General features: G+C 35.0%; 14 protein-coding genes. 13 read left to right on the forward strand and 1 reads right to left on the reverse strand.

All coding sequences use genetic code 11. From position 1 onward, the window contains the following. Window positions 1-367 precede the first annotated feature (367 nt). Window positions 368-1762 (reverse strand): hypothetical protein, encoded by a 1395-nt coding sequence (locus tag G4Z05_RS07865; protein ID WP_163251308.1) that lies wholly within the window; start codon window positions 1760-1762, stop codon window positions 368-370. A gap of 1226 nt (window positions 1763-2988) precedes the next feature. On the opposite strand from G4Z05_RS07865, the gene G4Z05_RS07870 reads away from it, so the two are divergent. The 13 genes from G4Z05_RS07870 to G4Z05_RS07930 all read left to right on the forward strand — a co-directional run bounded on the left by G4Z05_RS07870 (window position 2989) and on the right by G4Z05_RS07930 (window position 16348). Next, window positions 2989-3267 (forward strand): hypothetical protein, encoded by a 279-nt coding sequence (locus tag G4Z05_RS07870; RefSeq protein WP_163251309.1) that lies wholly within the window; start codon window positions 2989-2991, stop codon window positions 3265-3267. 24 nt (window positions 3268-3291) lie between these two features. Then, entirely contained in the window at window positions 3292-3567 is a 276-nt protein-coding gene (locus tag G4Z05_RS07875) for a hypothetical protein (protein ID WP_327989887.1), read from the forward strand. Window positions 3568-4463: 896 nt separating this feature from the next. Further along, window positions 4464-4997, forward strand: a complete 534-nt coding sequence (locus G4Z05_RS07880) for a hypothetical protein (RefSeq protein ID WP_205597482.1) — start codon at window positions 4464-4466, stop codon at window positions 4995-4997. 9 nt (window positions 4998-5006) lie between these two features. Beyond that, window positions 5007-5684 (forward strand): ATP-binding cassette domain-containing protein, encoded by a 678-nt coding sequence (locus G4Z05_RS07885; RefSeq protein ID WP_163251311.1) that lies wholly within the window; start codon window positions 5007-5009, stop codon window positions 5682-5684. Window positions 5685-5686: 2 nt separating this feature from the next. Then, the gene (locus G4Z05_RS16695; RefSeq protein WP_163251312.1) at window positions 5687-6205 is read left to right on the forward strand and encodes a stage II sporulation protein M; all 519 of its coding nucleotides are present in this window, start codon (window positions 5687-5689) and stop codon (window positions 6203-6205) included. Between the two features lie 549 nt (window positions 6206-6754). Beyond that, window positions 6755-7516, forward strand: coding sequence for a hypothetical protein (locus G4Z05_RS07895; protein WP_163251313.1), 762 nt, complete (start codon window positions 6755-6757; stop codon window positions 7514-7516). Then, complete coding sequence (locus tag G4Z05_RS07900) at window positions 7513-8163, forward strand: ATP-binding cassette domain-containing protein (protein ID WP_163251314.1); 651 nt, start codon at window positions 7513-7515, stop codon at window positions 8161-8163. The genes G4Z05_RS07895 and G4Z05_RS07900 overlap by 4 nt, the downstream gene beginning before the upstream one ends. Before the next feature lie 30 nt (window positions 8164-8193). Continuing rightward, window positions 8194-8382, forward strand: coding sequence for a DUF4177 domain-containing protein (locus tag G4Z05_RS07905; protein ID WP_163251315.1), 189 nt, complete (start codon window positions 8194-8196; stop codon window positions 8380-8382). Between the two features lie 1009 nt (window positions 8383-9391). Continuing rightward, window positions 9392-10438, forward strand: coding sequence for a uroporphyrinogen decarboxylase (hemE, locus tag G4Z05_RS07910; protein ID WP_163251316.1), 1047 nt, complete (start codon window positions 9392-9394; stop codon window positions 10436-10438). A gap of 163 nt (window positions 10439-10601) precedes the next feature. Further along, the gene (hemH, locus tag G4Z05_RS07915) at window positions 10602-11531 is read left to right on the forward strand and encodes a ferrochelatase (protein WP_163251317.1); all 930 of its coding nucleotides are present in this window, start codon (window positions 10602-10604) and stop codon (window positions 11529-11531) included. 33 nt (window positions 11532-11564) lie between these two features. Next, a complete protein-coding gene (gene hemY, locus G4Z05_RS07920; RefSeq protein ID WP_163251318.1) occupies window positions 11565-12998 on the forward strand; it encodes a protoporphyrinogen oxidase in 1434 nt (477 codons plus the stop codon). Between the two features lie 349 nt (window positions 12999-13347). Beyond that, window positions 13348-15501 (forward strand): YhgE/Pip domain-containing protein, encoded by a 2154-nt coding sequence (locus G4Z05_RS07925; protein ID WP_163251319.1) that lies wholly within the window; start codon window positions 13348-13350, stop codon window positions 15499-15501. A gap of 112 nt (window positions 15502-15613) precedes the next feature. Continuing rightward, window positions 15614-16348: an MBL fold metallo-hydrolase gene (locus G4Z05_RS07930; RefSeq protein ID WP_163251320.1), complete on the forward strand. Its 735-nt coding sequence runs from the start codon at window positions 15614-15616 to the stop codon at window positions 16346-16348. The last annotated feature ends 12 nt before the right edge of the window (window positions 16349-16360 follow it).

The raw sequence follows: 16360 nt of genomic DNA on the forward strand, positions 1-16360 counted from the left end.
CTTAAAAAATTGTCCATGCAGGCGATGCTTACTTTTGCTGCAATGAATTTAAAGAAACTGGCAAACTGGACTTGGACTAGTCCAAAAATGGTATAATAATTGACCCCGTAGGGGTCAAATTAAAGTTTATATAGACCACAAATTGCTTAAAATTTGAAAAGGCATTTCGAATTAAGCTTATTCGGAATGCCTTTTGTCTACAATCTGAAAGATCTTCGATTAAGAAGATCTTTTTTACTATCAACAAAAAAGTTTGTCAATAAAGATATAAAAATAGGAAAACATTTACGTATTTCTAGACAGAATGTTAGCTCCAACATGCTGTCAAGGGTCTGAAGTGTTTTCCATGTCATTATATTTTCTAAAACTATATTAAAAACATGGCTATGATCGTCGTAATGATTAGGCCAATAATGACTGGCACTAGATTTCTTCTTGCCAATTCAAAAGGATCGACATTACAGATGGCTGCTGCTGGGATTAATGCCCATGGTACCAGTGTACCCCCTCCTACCCAAATGGCTGCAATTTGTCCAAGGGCCGTTAACGTAGCCGCACCTTTTCCTATAGCAACTGCAAATAGTCCGGCAACCGAGCCAGCTAGGGAGATTCCAGAGAATCCTGAACCATCAAGCCCTGTAATGGCACCAACCGTTGTAAGAGTAATGGCTCCCACTGCTTTGCTCAATGGGACGATATTGGCTAAGGCAACCCCCAAATCATTGACGATCCCTTGGGAAGTACTAGGTAAATATTCCCCAATAATTTTCGTAAATCCTGCATCTCCAAGATAGAAGAAGGCGGCAATCGGAATTACTGGTCCAAACACTTTAAAGCCAAATTGAAAACCTTCAATTAAAAATTGTGTTGTTTTTTCAAGACCTTTATCTTTATATCCAGTTAATGAGATAAATAGGAGAATGAGAATGGAGGTTCCGCCAATTAATGCGGTAGCATCCCCGCCGGTTAGATCTAGTAAAATCATTGCTGTAACATCAGCGGCAAATAATAACGGGACGAGAATGGCAAAGAATCTTTTTTGGGCAAGTGTTAAAAGAGCCTTATTTTGGGATGTATTGGCTTGAGGATCGGTATTAGATGTAATCGCTTTGAATACTCCTCGCTTCATATCTCGTCTAAGGAAAAAGTATGCTGTTATAGTTGTTACTAATCCCATAATAAATACTAAAGGGACACTCGCTGAAATTACTTCATCAATTGGTAATCCTGCTGCATCCGCCGTCAATTTTGGTGCAGCTTGAATCACAAAATCACCTGATAATGCAATACCGTGGCCAAATAGGTTCATGGCCATGGCAACTCCAAGTGCTGGAAGGCCAGCACGAATAGCTACCGGTAATAAAACGGCTCCAAGTAGGGCAACTGCTGGCGATGGCCAAAAGAACCAAGAGATGATCATCATTAAGATACCAATAGTCCAATAAGCAAGTGAAGGATTGCGAATTAGTCTTTGAAATGGTGAAATCATCACATCATTTATCCCGGTGGATGTTAATGTATGACTCATTGCTACAATGATGGATATAACAAGGATCGTAGATAATAATTCTTGAATGGCAAAGATAAAACTATTAAAAATACTACTGACTGAATGGCTAATACTACCTGTGGCTGTAATGGCAATTAAAAAGATGCCCGCAATACATACAATAGTTGTGTCACGTCTTGCGACCATAAACCCAATAATAAGGACAATGAACACAACATATATCCAATGAAGAGCAGTCAACTCTACAATCATACTATGGACTCCTTTCTCATCCTTTTATGGATGTAATACAGAATATGAAAATAGCCCAAAAGGGTGAAAGGAGAATAGGAAAGCGGAAGCGTCCTGATTAGCCGCGTATGAGCTCCTCCCAAAAGCTACCGATTTCGATCGTGCGATGCTTATGCTGCCGAAGCCTTCCTTGGGGAGGCCTCCAACTTAGATAAAAGGAAACATAATGAGCGAAGCGATTCGATGTTGACTTATCGTAGGGCTTAGACCGAAGGGCATTAGTCGCTAGGGCGTTGGGGTTAGACAGATTCTCAAAGTCAAAAAGATATTTTCTTATCTTTTCGAAAAAAGCTAAAGCTCCTGCCAAGCGGCGTTTAGCATGAAGCTCTACAAAAAGGGAAGATCAGCTAGAATGGCTTATTATTATAACGTTTTAAACTTTTTAATTAAACTTAAAAGACAAGGCATAGTAGTGAACTTCCAAGGGAAGCGCCTTAAAGATACTGAAAAAAGGATTGTACTATTAGCTCATCAAAAATTTAGGTTAACTCTTTTATGTTTAATCAAACGTTTAGATTTGCCAAAAAAAGGAGGAAAGATGGACTTTAATGTCGAAATATTACTCAGAATTGTAAATTTATGAATTAAATTGGTGCCTTGGTTAATTTCTGTTTCATTTAGACTAGTAATAATTTTGGCTTAGCAATTTGGTGCTATTCAGTATGGAGCCTGAACTTCAATATGGCCGAAAGGTTGATGAAGACATGAAGAGGAAGATTCTTTGAAAAATGGATGGGTAGATCTTCAAGAGAAATGAGAATATCCAAAGGTTATCACATTTCTCAATCACCATTCTATAGAGTATCTATGCAAAAGATAAATCAGGCGTTTTTGCTCCTTTCATTAAGGGAGACTAAGTTAAACAAAACTAGGATAATAATATATTAATTAAGTAAATATACAAAATGATTTTTCGTATTCACTGAATTGCACAGTCCTGTTATTAATCACCTCTTTAGGTTAAGGAATCTCGGATTTTTAGTTAAATTATAATATATTCATATAAAAATACAGAAATACTTCTAGTATTCCTCTATAAGGAAATGGTCTATGGCCAAATATAACTACATTCTTGGTATCTCCATCTAATTTACTGTAAAAAATATCCATAATTGTAAAAAATAGTTGAAATAATAGAAAAAATATGAAAAAATTTAGTTGATTCATAACAGAAGGAGGGGGATACGATGAGGAATCTAGCACTAAAACAGGATGCTAAGCTTTTCGTTAGTATGACGCTGACATTTGCCCTAATTTCTATGATGTTGTTTGCATTTAATTTTGCAGCAGTAAATTTAGGGTTATCAGCGAGTACTGCGACATTGCTCTATACGGCTTTAAATGCAGTAGCATGGGGAGCAACTGCTGCATCAATTGTGGCTAGCTTTGGACTAGGAGCATTTGTAGCTCAAGCAGTATGGTCATACGTGAAAAAGCATACTTTAAAACAGTTCTTGCAGTATTAAACGAATATGGGGTGAATATAAAACGTGGAAACAATTTTGAGAAAAGACTCAAAGATGATTGCAATTGTTTCGTTGGGGATTCTAGCATCAGCATTGCTATTTATGAATTTCCATTACGCAGCCGTAACAGTTGGAATTAGTGAAGGATTAGCCACTAATATTTATTTTGCCTTACAGTGGGTAAGTTGGGGAGCAACTGCTGCATCAATTGTGGCTAGCTTTGGGTTAGGAGCTGTTGTTGCTCATGCGATTTGGGCAGCAGTCAAGAAACAAACATTAAAACAATTCATTAAATGGTAAAAAGTTGATTTTCACTGAAGAACTTGGTCATGAACGACCATTCTTGACCAGGTTCTTCTTCTCAAAGTTGGGGTGTTATGATGAAAAAAAACATTTATTGGCTAATCCTTACAAATTCATTTAGAGTGTTCAGAAATCAGATTAATGAAAAAACAGAACGAATATTCCCTGAGTTCAAGAATATCAGTACTTATGTTATTTATATATACCTTCTTACCCAACTATTCTTAATTTTAATCCTTTTGATTGTAAACTTTCAAGAGAATCAGTTTGTAAATCGATTCACTGCTGATTTTAGAATAGAATTGATAATGTTAAAATTTTTTATAGAAATCATAATTTTAACGAATATATATAGGTTTTCATTTCCATTCAAAATTCATATGATCTATGGCATTTTGCCATCGATGTTTTATATACTATGCAGTAATTTCAAACACTTTTTCACTTTGCTATTCATTCAATTAATTTACCTAAAACTTTTCCATCTCGGAATATTTATCTCTTTATTCCTATTAAGCTGTGGTATCCTTTTCGCCTTCTTATATGCAAAATTATTGTTATATAAATATACAAAATTTATTATGAATGGATGTTTAGTTGGGAGCTTCGTCATCATTTTTTTCTCGCTATCAAAGGAGCTATTGAAAAGATTTGATATCAACCTGCAAGTCACTAACGAGCAAATCCATCACACTATTCTTATGATAGGTCTTGCAGTTTTGGTACTCTTCTTTACACGAAATTTATTCCAAAAGGTCAAACAGACCAATTACAAATTTAAAAATGCCCATTACAGATCTTATATAAAATCGATTTGTTTTTCAGTCATCTTTCTTGTTGTCCTATTGATCTTGAGTCAAACATTTGAAATATTCGAGCAGGTTCAAAGTCCATTGGTTTTGATGTCTTTTTTATTAATTTCTTTATGGATTAAAGTTAGGTTTGTTAATTTCCTGACAATCGAAACCTACGGATACTTCCTATTTTATTTGAAGATTCTCGACCGCCAACTACAGAAAACGATAATAAAAGATATCCGTATTAATAATTACCTGTTCCTATTACCAGTACTGCTTATTCATTTATTCTATTTGTTAATACAGCAAGACCATATTTTTTTTACTATTCTATTATGTTTGTACGTTCTTGATATTCAGTTAGATGAACTAGTCACTCATATTACGAGAAAAGTAGTGAAGAATCAAGAGTTACCTAATTTGTTTATTCACTCAAAAAAAGGGCTCTCTAGTGTATTACTTATTGCATTTATTCCGGTGGCACTGATCAGTTTTATTGTGAAGAGTAAACAATCGCCTTCTACTATAATGGGAATCAATATCCTTATTATTTTGTTCCTTTTATTTGCCTGCGTATCATTGGTTGCTCATATTTGGAGACGAAGTTTCTTTGAAGATTTATTTAAGTGAGGTATCGGCATGCTGTACATAAAGGACTTGGACTACTCAATTGACGAAAATATAATTTTGGAACATCTATCTTTTACAATACCGGAAGAGGAGGTTACGGCTATTGTCGGACCGAACGGGGTCGGGAAAACCACTACAGTACAGTTGTTAGCCGGCATACTGCAAAGCAAAAATGAATCTGTGAAAAAACTATTACTTGAAAAAAAAGTTGTTTATCTGGATCTCGAGTATTTAGTTTTTGATGAATTGACTGCAAAAGAATTTATTAGCTTAATCGCCGATTATAACAATAAAACAAAACTTGAAGTTCGTACAATACTCTCTGACTTTGAGCCAATGAATATATCAAGTTTCCTGAATACAAAACTAAAAGGGCTTTCGTTAGGGCAAAAGCAAAAATTAATAATCCTAACAGGATTTCTATCGAATGCTGACGTACTGATTTTTGATGAACCATTTAATGGCTTGGACTACAAATCTGAAAGATTTTTTAAGACACTGCTCCGGGACAATAAATATCGTTTTACAATAATTATTACAACCCATAATTTTACAGATATTGAAACCTACACAAACAAATGTATTGTAATGAAAAATAAAAATACCATCATTGAAATTGACAATAGTAGCATGGACACTTACAGGGAAATGCTTTATACATATTTAGACTTAGAACAGGAGGCTTAAAATTGGTCTCTACATATAAAATAAAAATTACTGAAATTTACAAGATCTCACTCTTCCTATTACTATCCATCATTTTAGGCGTATTCTTTGGTTCACTTTTAGATATTGACCTGTCGATAAATAGGGAAAATATCAATTTGATAGACATATTTTTGAACAACTTAATCATCGGAATAGTATTAGTTCTTTTTACAAGCTTAGTTTCTTATCCAATTATTTTATTCAATGGATTCTTTTTAGGCCTTAACATCTTTTTTGCCATTCAGTTATTTGGGGCATATAAAACTTTTATGACACTTATTTTTCACACACCAATAGAAATATTTGGATGGATTGTCTGTATTATAGCCTCTAAAAGGATGTTTATCTTTTATAAGGAACTTTTTAAAAAGCGGGTTAAAGTCGATCTGCTTTTATGGGTTCTTAAATTTGTCGGGGGCCTTATCCTTATATATTTAGTTGCCGCCATAATTGAGTACAATGTTTTTAAATTACTAGGGGGATCAAAGTGGTTAAGTTAAAAAGTCAAGAAAAAGTATTACTTCTATTATTTACGTTATGGTATTTATTATCTGTCCAATTTGTAAGTCAGGAGCTTATTCAGTTAGAAGGGGATTTCATAAGTCAGAATAATATATTCAAAACAAAAGAAATAATGTTTGTGTTTTTGAACTTTGTTATTATGTTTTTTTCTGTTTTTTTTCTGTTATTCCAAGGGTTTATTTACCGGTTCATTTTATTGCTGTTTAAAAGCGATAAATATCCTTCGATAATTACTAGTTTTTATTATTTGATCATTGGGTATTTACCGTTTTCTGTTACTATAATTGCAATAAATTTTATGGACACTCTAAGTCTTTATGATATAGTCACAAACCTATACTTTAAAGTTGGCTCGACGTTGTTAGTCAATCTTGTTTATATTTTCATTATTGTTAAAAAGCGGTTTATAGAAGCGAAAAAAGCTCTGGTAATGTGGGTAATCCTAACAATTATAAATTTATTAGTACTACTGGTTAATCTAATTTAACTTGTAAATTTGGAAAACTATTAACGAGTAGGAGATACAAATGATTAATGAATTTAAGCTTTACTTTTATCGCCATAAACCATTCCTCATATTGACAGCCTTTATTTTTGTTGGGTGTATGATGCAGTATTTTATCCTTTCCGGAGAAAATATATCATCTGTAAAAGATGTATTGGGAGTAAGTTCAGAAGGCTTGATTTACCAAAACTTCGCAGCGGATTCCATCACTTTTTTATCGTTGGTATATTTCATTTATTGTTCAGCCTCTTCCATCATTAATGATAAAAGAAATGGCGTTTTCATGTATTCTTTTGTAAAAAAAGTACCCTCGTTAAAGATACTTACTTATAAATTTACGGCTGCTTATAGTTTTGTTTTAACTAGTAATGTGTATATTATTTTATTCACTAGTATTATTGCGCTATCTATATATGGTGGCGAAAAAGAAATGATTTTCAATGCTATTCTACTGTTACTCACGAAATCATACACAGCTATTTTCTATGTTTCCTTAGGAATTCTATTTGCCTTGTTAGTCAATAATTATGTCTTCGTTCTTTCCATTTTTTTTATTGTCGAAATGGCCAAAATCGGTGTTTATAGTGTACTGAATAAGTTTTCGTTTTCGAAGTTTATCGTTTTGAATCATATTGATATTTCCTACTTTTTTGATTTGCCGTCTAAAGGAATAGACCGAGGCTTTTCATTTCCGTTTACTCTTTTAATCTATTTTGTATATTTGCTGCTGATTGTCCTCATGGCTTTTTATACTTTTACCCGCAAAAAGGGGAGGTTAATTTGAATATTAAAATAAGGAATTTGAACAAGCGAAATAAAAGTAATATCATATTTAAAAACCTAAATTTGGATTTAGAGCCTGGAAAAATATATGGGATTTTGGGAAAAAATGGATCAGGGAAGACGACACTTTTGAAATTAATAAGCGGACTAGAAGTGGATGACGGAAAACATAGGATTGATTTATTTCCTAGTGACTACTCTCCCGTTGGAATTCATTTGGAGAGTCCTAAATTATATCCTTTTCTTTCTGGGAGACAAAACATCAGTATTTTCACATCCGATCTTGCAACAACCATTCTTGAGCCTGAATGGTTAATAAAAGTATTTCAGCTAGAAGCATTCGTTGACAAGAAAGTAAAAACCTATTCTTTAGGCACTAAGCAAAAGGTTTCTTTGATTATTGCAATATTAATGGCTGGAAAATTGCTACTTTTGGACGAACCAACCAATGGACTTGATGAAGAAAGTGTTCAGCGGCTTAAATCCATCTTACTTCAATTATCAAAGGAACATAAACTAACGATTTTGATAACTACTCACGATATTGATGAATTGGATGAAATAGTTGATGAGATATGGGTTATCAAAAATAGTATATTAGAGAAAGCAAATATACCCGAAAGAAAAAGACAGTATATGCAACAATGAATATTAATTAAAGTAAACAGGAGGAAATAAATGTACGAATATAAGTTTGTAAAAATAGAATTCGGCAAGTTATCTGGAAAACCGAAGGAAAATTATAAGGAGGTCATCAAAGAACATGCTAGAGAAGGTTGGAGGTTTGTGCAAATGCTAACACCTGATCTTACTATTAATGGTGTGGCCTCTTACTACGAACTTGTTTTTGAGAGAACTAAAGGGTGAGTTAACTTCTTCGAATGCAGATTTGGACTCTCTATATAGCAGGTGCAATGAAGAGAAATTTTAAAACAAAAGGGGGAGACTAGACCTAAGATTAAGTCTAGTTTCTCCCTTTTGTTTTATATTTTATCATGCCCTTGGGTTTTATAAGTGTCGTTTCTGGTGGATTTTTAAAGTTTTAATGAAATTATTATGGAGTATAGATAAATTTTTTTGGGGCATTTCAAAATGCAGAGGTTTTTCAAAATTTATAGTTCTAGCTTTGTTAGCAGGCTCTTTCCTTACTAAGCTGCGGCGGTTCTGAAGAATCAAGTACGGCAGTGAGCCACAGTAAGAACCAAAGCCAGGGGACAAAAAGAATAAGTTTCCGAGCCTAAAATGGACGAAGTTGGCCAAACAGTAAAACCGAAGCTGGAAAGGCTGAATTTAAGAAGTTTAAGAAAGTCAATAAGACCGTTGACATTCCGCCATTGAAAGTAATTCTTCAATATTTTAAAACTGATTAAGTTATCTGATGTAGATTTTACTTTTGCTAAGGAGTTGGCTGCAACGATGAATGGAGAAGCGGAAATATTAAAGAAAGATTAAAAAACACAAGATGAAAAGCATCTGAAAATACGTGCCAATATTGTCGAAAAGGTTCAGTAGTCGGGATCACCGGGAGGCTCCAAATCCGTTGGGGATACCAGCGAAGATGTTATGACGCTAAGGCGTTTTTCTTTTTTCAAAAAATGGAGCATAAGTTACTATTCTTTTTATTAAATTTATTCCTCTCTCTTCTTTGGACAAAGATACTATTTAGGGTTTTAGCAGATAACCGTGCAAAACACACAGAATGACAAATTTTACAAACATAAATTCGAATTTTTTATGACAGTTCATACAGCTGTCTATACTTATACAATAATAACCGATATAGTGAAACTGTCTACCTACTTGAAAGTTTTTAAATTTGTCCTTTATATATTACAATGGGAATCAGACATGTCTTTGAAAGGTGGAAATTCATTTTATGAAAAAGCAAATAAACGACACATTTTTGAGAGCTGCGCGCGGAGAGATAACAGACTACGTTCCTGTTTGGTATATGCGTCAGGCAGGACGTTCACAACCAGAATATAGAGAGATTAAAGAAAAGTATTCTTTATTTGAAATTACTCATCAACCTGAATTATGCGCTTATGTAACACGTTTGCCTGTAGAACAGTATAACGTAGATGCAGCGATTTTATACAAAGATATTATGACACCGCTTCCTGCAATGGGCGTTCATGTAGACATTAAGTCTGGTGTAGGTCCTGTGATTGACAATCCCATTCGTTCACTGGCAGATGTTGAAAAGCTTGGAGAAATTAATCCTGAAGAGGATATCCCTTTTGTATTAGATACAATTAAACTATTGACAGAGGAGCAATTATCGGTACCATTAATTGGCTTTTCTGGTGCGCCGTTTACACTGGCTAGTTACATGATTGAAGGCGGCCCTTCCAAAAATTACAATAAAACCAAGGCATTTATGTATGCAGAGCCGAAAGCATGGTTTGCTCTAATGGATAAGCTCGGAGATATGATTATTACATATGTGAAAGCACAAATTAATGCTGGTGCCAGTGCGATTCAAATTTTTGATTCATGGGTTGGAGCGTTAAATGTAGAAGATTATCGGTATTATATTAAGCCAATTATGAATCGAATTTTTTCTGCATTGAGAGAAGAAAATGTTCCATTGATCATGTTTGGAGTGGGAGCTAGCCACCTAGCATTAGAATGGAATGATTTACCACTTGATGTCGTTGGACTAGACTGGAGACTTCCAATTAAACAGGCAAGGGAACTAGGGATACACAAAACCATTCAAGGTAACATGGATCCAGCCATTTTGTTAGCTCCTTGGGAAGTTGTGGAGGAACGCGCCAAGGCCATTTTAGATCAAGGTATGGCTCAGAATGGCTATATCTTCAATTTAGGGCACGGAGTATTTCCATCTGTTAATCCAGAAACATTAAAGAGATTAACAGCCTTTATCCATGAATATTCTTTATCACAGAAAAAGCGTTAAAATCTGTGATTGAAGCAACTTGCTTGGTAAATATTTAGGATTTTTGGCACAATATAATAAGCTGTGAAAAAAGGGGCATAAAGGAGGCAGGATCATTGCTTTATCTTTATGGCCCTGTCCCTAATTTGATAGGGAAAATGGAATTATTTAAAGAGGTGTACATATGAAAAAAAAGAAAATGGGTTTGCTCGTTATGGCATACGGCACACCTTATACTTTAGATGATCTGGAACGGTATTATACTCATATTCGACATGGGCGAAAGCCAACTACGGAAATGTTGGAGGATCTCCGAAATCGTTACCAAGCAATTGGGGGAATTTCACCGCTTGCTAAAATTACCCTTGCACAAGCAGAAAAACTGGAAGAACATTTAAATAAGATTCAAGATCAGATCGAATTTAAAATGTATCTCGGATTAAAACATATTGACCCATTTATCGAGGATGCTGTTAAGCAGATGCATGAAGATGGTATTACAGAAGCCGTTAGTATTGTACTAGCACCACATTTTTCTACATTTAGTGTTAAATCGTATAATGGAAGAGCAGTACAGGAAGCAGAAAAGCTTGGTGGGCCTAAAATAATAACCATTGAGAGTTGGTATAAAGAGCCGAAATTTATTAAATATTGGGCGGATCAAGTCAAAAGAATTTTTGATCGTATGCCTGAAGAAGAGAAGCAATCATCGGTTCTTATTGTTTCTGCACATAGTTTGCCAGAGAAAATATTGCAGTTTGGAGATCCATATCCACAAGAGCTACAGGATACAGCAACATTAATTGCTAAACAAGCGGGTGTAAAAAATTATGTGATTGGTTGGCAAAGTGCCGGCAATACTCCTGAGCCATGGTTAGGACCTGATGTACAAGATTTAACAAGAGATTTATATAATAAACATCAATATCAAGCATTTGTCTATGCACCAGTGGGATTTGTGTCTGATCATCTTGAAGTACTATATGATAATGATATTGAATGTAAGGCTGTAACGGATGAAATTGGTGCCAGCTATTATCGCCCGGAAATGCCAAATGCCAAAGAAGAGTTTATTGATGCATTGGCGTCTGTTGTATTAAAAGCAATACAGTAAAGGAAACTCAGGTAATGAAAGAGGGTGACTTCCGTGGCGGAAGAAAAACAGAAAGTTGTTATCATTGGGGGAGGAATTGCCGGACTGACCTCAGCCTTTTATTTGCAAAAAAAAATAAAGGAAAATCAACTTCCGATCGATATTCAACTAATTGAAGCGTCTCACCGTCTCGGCGGGAAATTACAAACTGTCAGAAGGGACGGTTTTACGATTGAGCGGGGACCTGATTCTTTTTTAGCTAGAAAAACTAGTATGATTAGATTGGCTAAAGAAGTTGGGATGGATGATCAATTAGTTCATAATTCTACAGGTAAATCGTATGTATTGGTTAATAATAAACTTCATCCGATGCCTGGTGGATCTATCATGGGGATCCCGACGGAAATTGGTCCTTTTATCACTACTGGTCTTTTTTCAATTCCTGGTAAGCTGAGAGCAGCAGCAGATTTTCTACTTCCCCGTTCAGAAGCTGGAAAAGACCAAGCTTTGGGACAATTTTTCCGCAGAAGATTAGGTAACGAGGTCGTTGAAAATTTAATCGAACCTTTATTGTCAGGTATCTATGCAGGGGACATTGATCAACTCAGTTTAATGTCAACATTTCCCCAATTTTATGAGGTAGAACAAAAGTATCGTAGTTTAATTATTGGTATGAAAAAATCTACCCCTAATCAGGCAAAGCAGCCTGTACAAAATAAACCGACCAAAGGGGCTTTCCTGACCTTTAAAACGGGATTACAGTCATTTGCCGAAGCAATAGAAGCAAAGCTTGATCCTCATTCTATTTTAAAAGGACATAGAGTTGAGAAGATTACAAGAACTAATGGTAAATATAGAATTTTCCTTAATAACGGAGAAGAAATGACGGCAGACTGCGTTATCGCCGCTACTCCGCACCAAATCACTCAGTCTATGTTTTCTGATTATCGTTTTTTTGATCCATTAAAAGCGGTACCATCTACATCTGTTGCTACAGTTGCAATGGCTTTTCCGAAGGAAGCCATTAAGAAGGATATTGATGGAACTGGATTTGTCGTATCTAGAAATAGTGATTATTCCATTACTGCATGTACTTGGACACATAAAAAATGGGCGCATTCTACGCCAGAAGGAAAAGTATTACTTCGTTGTTATGTAGGTAGGGCCGGTGATGAGACCATTGTCGATCTTTCCGATGACCAAATTAATAAAATTGTTCTGGATGATCTGAAGAAAACAATGGATATCACGATGAATCCCGATTTTTCGATCATTTCACGATGGAAAAATGCCATGCCACAATATACAGTTGGCCACAAACAGCGTCTTGCAACGATTTTGGAAAAAATGGGACAAGAGCTTCCCGGTGTATTTCTGGCTGGTGCTTCTTATGGTGGAGTAGGCGTACCTGATTGTATTGATCAGGGAGAAGCTGCTGTTAAAGGAGTTTTAGAATATTTAAACGTAAAAGAAGCTGTTACAATGTAACAGCTTCTTTTTTCATTTAATTTGACTTAAAAAATGATTCAGTAAAAGCACCCTAGAGGGTGTGACGTCTTTGTTTCCCGTCCTAAGATAAGACAACATTGAAACTTCTTTGGTCTCTTTGTGTTTTCTTTATTACAGTTGATGCTCTCCAGGCTATACGCCTATTGGCATGGTTTTTTGCTTTTCTACTTGCAAACGAGGAAAATTTCGAGTATACTCATTGGGTGAAATAAATGACTAAAATGTCCATTTGGTCATTTTGTTTTATATATATTTTGGGGGTTATTTTTTTGGAGTTTATTGACCAAATGAATAAAATAGTCAATTTTTATAAAAGGAGGCATGAAGGATGAAAAATCATTTCTTTAAAAAAGAGCTTTCTGCCATTTTAAAAAATAAAAAGGTTTTAATCCCAATCATTGCAGTTATGTTTGTTCCAGTGTTATATGCAGGCATGTTTCTTTGGGCTTTTTGGGATCCTTATGCAAATTTAAGTAAACTTCCCGTTGCAATAGTTAATGAGGACCAGGGAGCTGAATTTGAAGGAGATCAATTACATCTTGGGAATGACCTTGTAACAAAATTGGAGAAAAGCAAAGACTTTGGTTTTGAAAAAGTTGACAAACAAAAAGCGTATAATCAGTTAAAAAACCAAAAATACTACATGCTCATTGAAATTCCAAAAGATTTTTCTAAAAATGCAACGACATTATTAGATGATGATCCAAAAAAGCTGGAATTAAAATATATTCCGAATGAAAGCTTTAACTTTTTATCTTCTCAAATCGGGGGAACAGCAGTTGAGAAAATTAAAACTGCCGTATCTGAAAAAGTAACGGAGACATATGCGGAAACCATGTTTGAGAAAATATCTGAGCTTGCTGATGGAGTTGAGAAGGCAAGTGAAGGTGCTGAAAAATTAAGCGATGGGACAGTGGCATTAAATGAAGGAACAAAAGAATTAAATAAAGGCCTTGCCACTTTAGCGGAAAAATCCATTCAATTTCGTGAAGGTTCCAAAGAGGCGGCTATAGGTTCACAAAAACTCACAGCTGGAACTTTGGAAATAAAAAAAGGTTTAGGTAAGGTAGATAATAACCTTCCATTGTTAATTGAGGGAACGAACCAAGTGTATTCTGGTTTAGAACAGTTAAAACATGAACTTCCTGCTGGAATTGCTTCTGAAATCGAGAAACAATTAACTGGAAATATAGGTCGATTAAATAAGGGAATTGATCAGTTTCAATCTCAATTATCAACATCATTATCAGCACAAATTGCAGAACAATTAATAGATGAGCAAACCGCAAAAATGGAGCAGCTTTCAAATGCATTAATTCAAAATGGTGTATCACCACAGCTTGTGAGTGGAATAATGACACAAATGCAACAAAATGCACCATCTAAAGAACAGCTGCAACAACAAATTTTAACTAAACTTGATTCTAAATTAGATGAAGGTTTTAATCAATTTAAAACAGGGTTAAATAGTCAGCTCAGTGGTGCTTCAAACGGATTGGAAAAGAAAATAGAGAATAAAACAAATCCTTATTTTGACCAATTAATCAGTGGTATTGGGACTATCAATGAAAATCAAAAAACACTACAGAATGGAATTCATCTGTTATATGAGGGAGCAACAGCATTAAATAATGGAGCAACGGAACTATCTTCTGGCTTAAACCAGCTCTCTAATGGAACAGATCAATTAACAGAAGGGACAGGAAAATTAGCAGCTGGATCAGAACAGCTTAAAGAAGGATCAAATACACTTACAGATGGAACGAAGGAATTAGCTAATAAGTTGTCAGAAGGAGCAACTGAAGCATCCAAAGTTCATGCAACAGACAAAACATATGATATGATGGCAAAACCAGTCAAACTAGCTGATGAAAAACTAAACCCAGTTCCTAACTATGGTACTGGATTTGCACCTTATTTCTTATCATTAGGCTTATTTGTCGGTGCCTTACTGTTATCTATTGTTTTCCCAATGCGTGATACAGTTGTGAAGCCTTCAAGCGGATTCCACTGGTTTGCAGGGAAGTTTTTGACGATGGCGGGTGTTGGGGTTGTTCAAGCATTATTGGCTGACGCAATTCTTTTATTCGGATTAGACTTGCATGTCCAAAGTACACCTAAGTTTATTTTCTTTTCTATATTAACAAGCTTGACATTTATTGCTCTTGTTCAATTTTTAGTAACAACCTTTGCGGATGCGGGTCGCTTTATCGCTATCATCATTTTGATTTTCCAATTAACAACAAGTGCTGGAACATTTCCACTTGAATTAATTCCGGAATTTTTACAGCATTTTAATGCATATCTACCAATGACATATACAGTCTTTGGCTTTAAAGCGGTAATCTCAAGTGGAGACTACAGTTTCATGTGGCATAATAGTTTCATTTTATTAAGCTATATCTTATTGTTTGCCATTCTAACCATTATTTATTTCACGATTAAATATCGTCAATCATACAAGTTACAAGTGAATGAATGATATGAAAAAACCAGCTATAATCGTTTGATTTGGCTGGTTTTTTCTGTATTAATAATAGAGAAAGTATGTCAATTGGAAATAGTAATAAATAAAGAATGGGAGGTAATAGATCATGAAATTAACGGTTATCGGATTCTGGGGCGGCTATCCCAAGAAAAATGCAGCAAGCGCAGGATACTTACTGGAACATGAAGGATTTCAGTTGTTAATTGATTGTGGAAGTGGGGTCCTATCTAAATTACAAAATGTTTTAGCTCCAGAAGAATTGGATGCAGTAATTCTCTCGCATTATCATCCAGATCATATTGCTGATATTGGAGTATTGCAGCATGCTAGGCTTATCCAGGGGTTCTTAGGGAAAGAAGTTCCAACTTTACCGATCTATGGTCATTCATTTAATAAACAAGAATTTTCGAAATTGACTTATAAGAATATTACTAAAGGAGTGGCCTATGATCCGAGTCAGCTTTTAACTGTTGGACCTTTTAATATTTCCTTTTTAAAAACTGACCATCCTGTACCTTGTTATGCAATGAAAATAGAAGCAGGTGGAAAAAAGTTAGTCTATACCGCGGATAGTGCCTTTAAAGAAGAATTTATTGGATTTAGCATAGGAGCAGATGTTTTACTTTGTGAATGTAATTTTTATGGAGGGCAAGATGGGAAGTCGGCAGGTCATATGAACAGTATAGAGGCTGGTCAGTTTGCTCAACAAGCAGCTGTCCATCAATTAATTCTTACTCACCTACCTCACTATGGTAATCTTTCTGATTTGCTTTACGAGGCATCTAGAGAGTTTACTGGTATAATAAAGCTTGCCGACGAATTTTTGACGGTAGTACTTTAAAGGAGGCCTTTT

It is taken from the genome of Neobacillus thermocopriae, assembly GCF_010975035.1.
GTDB classification, from domain to species: Bacteria; Bacillota; Bacilli; order Bacillales; family Cytobacillaceae; genus Neobacillus; species Neobacillus thermocopriae.